This is a genomic window from Chitinophaga sp., from assembly GCF_035564935.1.
GTDB lineage: Bacteria > Bacteroidota > Bacteroidia > Chitinophagales > Chitinophagaceae > Chitinophaga.
On the sequence record NZ_DATMTE010000744.1, the window covers coordinates 1 to 3453 of the forward strand.

At 47.4% G+C, this 3453-nt stretch carries 1 protein-coding gene; it reads right to left on the bottom strand.

Annotation, left to right across the window (positions count from 1 at the left end):
* A partial coding sequence (locus tag VN105_RS19230) for an MBG domain-containing protein (RefSeq protein ID WP_325643195.1) occupies positions 1-3453 on the bottom strand: 3453 nt, incomplete at both ends.

The window sequence follows — 3453 nt, forward strand, 5'->3', positions numbered from 1 at the left end:
TTTTACGGTGGATTTTTTGCCATTTGACATGACGGATACGGCATAGGTTCCGTCCGGCAGGTCTCCAAGGAACAGTTTTACTTCCATGGCATGGCCGTCCTGCTTTCTGACCAGTTGCCCCAACAGGCTGTATACTTCAATCGAATCTATGGTTTCCGAACATTGGATATTCAGGTAATCTTCTACCGGATTTGGATAGTACTTAAAGGTCAGCTTTTGCGGTTTTCCAACACCGAGTGCCGCATTTACCGTAACGGCAAGAGGCAGGCTCGGGCACTGTCCGTCGGCCACGGCCACGGCATAGTAGGTTGCCCCGTCAACCAGTGGGGTAGTTGGAGACAACGGGTTGGTATTGTTTACCGCGTCATCGTGGCTGGCGTACCAGATTGCATTTGCAGGCGTTACCACAAGGTCTGCTATGGTAGCCCCTTGCTCGAACTCCTGCGATGGTGCTCCTTGCGGAACCGGCAGCCTGTCGTTCAGGATGACGATGACCAGTGTCCTTTCCGGGCTTTCGCATCCGTTGACCGTCTGCGTTGCATAATAGGTAGTTCCGTCCACCAGAAGTGTACTGGCAGGAAGTTCCTGCGTTGCATTGGCAGAAGCATACCATCTCACCTGTGTCCCCTGTATTGCAAGGTTGCTTATGGTAGGATTGGCGGTACTGCAGAATTCCTGTATTTCTTCCGCAACAGGCGGTACTACTTCCTGCGGCTGGGTGATGGTAAATACCTTTGTGATTACGGAACCGTTGGCATCGGTTACCGTAACGGTATAGGTTCCTGCTGCCAGTCCTGCTGTGGTTGGTGCCGTTCCTCCGTTTGGTGACCAAGAATAGGTGTATGGTGCCGTTCCTCCGGATATGCTTACCGTAGCCGAACCGTCAGAACTTCCGTAACATGTTACGTTTGTTTGGGAGGAATCTGCTATGGCCAATGTTTCTATGATGGTGAAATCGGCTCCTGTAAAGGCAATATCATAATTATTTCCTGCGTTTAGTGTACCCTGTGTAATAGGATAGGTTCCGGCAGTTTCACCTGCCGTTCTTACCAATGTTCCGGTAAGTACCGTGTGTGTATCTCCATTGACTAAACCTGTAACAGTATAGGTTAACGCCGGGTCAGCCGTTCCATAGGTTTTCGACTTGGCATCAGCAAAGATGTTCAATGTTGCCTTGGTGATGTTAAAATTGGCTCCCGTGTAGGCGATGTCGTAGTTTCCGCTCACGGCCAGTGTCCCCTGGTTGATGGCATAGGTTCCGATATCTTCGCCTGCCGTTCTGGTCAGGGCTCCCGTAACAATACTTTCATTATCTCCGTTTGCCAATCCCGTAACGGTATAGGTCAGTACCGGGTCAGCCGTTCCGTAAACTTTGGTTTTGGCATCTGCAACGATGTTCAGTGTCGCTTTCGTGATGTTGAAATCGGCTCCGGTGTAGGCGATGTCATAGTTTCCGCTCACCGCCAGTGTCCCCTGGTTGATGGCATAGGTTCCGATGTCTTCACCTGCTACTCTGGTGAGTGCTCCGCTGATAATGCCCTGGTCGTCACCGTTTGCAAATCCTGTCACGGTATAGGTCAGTGCCGGGTCAGCCGTTCCGTAAACTTTAGTTTTGGCATCTGCAACGATGTTCAGTGTTGCCTTGGTGATATTGAAATCGGCACCGGTATAGGCGATGTCGTAATTCCCGCTTACGGCCAGAGTTCCCTGGTTGATGGCATAGGTTCCGATATCTTCGCCTGCTGTTCTTGACAATTCTCCCGTGATAACCGTATGGTCGTCACCGTTTTCAAATCCGGTTACGGTATAGGTCAATACAGGGTCAGCCGTTCCGTAAACTTTGGTTTTGGCATCTGCAACGATGTTCAGGGTTGCCTTCGTGATATTAAAATCGGCTCCGGTGTAGGCGATGTCGTAGTTTCCGCTTACTGCCAGAGTTCCCTGGTTGATGTCATAGGTTCCGATGTCTTCGCCTGCCGTTCTGGTTAAAGTTCCTGTTATAACCGTCTGGTCATCGCCGTTGGCAAGTCCGGTAATTGTATAGGTCAATTCAGGATCTGTTGTTCCGTAGATTTTCGATTTTGCATCTGCAATGATGTTCAGGGTTGCCTTCGTGATATTGAAATCGGCTCCGGTGTAGGCGATGTCGTAATTTCCGCTTACGGCCAGTGTTCCCTGTTCGATGTCATAGGTTCCGATGTCTTCGCCTGCCGTTCTGGTTAAAGTTCCTGTTACAACCGTCTGGTCATCGCCGTTGGCAAGTCCGGTAATTGTATAGGTTAATTCAGGATCTGTTGTTCCGTAGATTTTCGATTTTGCATCTGCAACAATGTTCAATGTCGCCTTTGTGATGTTGAAATCGGCACCGGTGTAGTTAATACTGTAGTTTTCAGCATCTAATGTGCCCTGAGATACAGCGTAGGTTCCTACGGCTTCGCCGGCAGCTCTGCTCAATGCTCCTGTCAGTGCTGTCTGGTCATCGCTATTTACAAAACCGATAGCGGTATAGGTAAGCATAGGGTCTGCAGTACCATATTCTTTTGATAAGGCATCGGCGGTTATGGTCAGAGCAGCTTTATTGATGGTCAGTTTAAAAATGACATCTGCTGCCGGATTATAGGTTGCGTTACCGGGCTGTTGTGCCGTAATGTTTACTTCTCCCGCCTTTTTGATTTTGATTTTCCATTTGTTGCCGTCTGCTGTGTCTTGAAAGGCTTCGGCTATGCTGTTGTCTGCAGATGTGTAGCTCACTTCGAGACCTGAACTTGCAGTAGCCGTTGGCACAAAAGGCACATCACCATAGGCTTTAACCATGTCATTAGCCGTAATGGTTTGGTCTAACCCGCAGCTTTGTCCGCTTGTGCTGTCGCCTGTAATAGTCCAGCCCTTGTCAGTGGTCAATGTTGTTCTTGCCGATAGAGTATTGGTGCCGTATTGTATTCCTTGTGCCCCCAGATTACGTCCTGTTGGTGTGTTTGGATTATTTGCCCAGCCTTGTAATGTGAACGAATAGTTCTGACAATCCATTCCTGAATTGTTGAACATATAAGCCATATTAATATTTGGATTGAGTTGCCAGTTGTCTAAGTTTTGGTTAAATGATGTAGCATTCCTAAACATACTAGACATTTCAGTTACATTTTGTGTATTCCAATTACCTATGTTTTGGTTAAATGTTGTGGCATCCATAAACATACCGCTCATGCCGGTTACGTTTATTGTATTCCAGTTGCTAATATCCTGATTAAACATGCCAGATTGCCAAAACATGTAGTTCATATATATTACATTTTCAGTATTCCAGTTACCAATATCCTGGTTAAAGACTTCGGCACCGGCAAACATACCATACATGTCGGTTACATTTTGTGTATTCCAGTTACCAATATGCTGGTTAAAGGCTTTAGCATTGTAAAACATACTATTCATATTCGTTACCTTTTCTGTATTCCA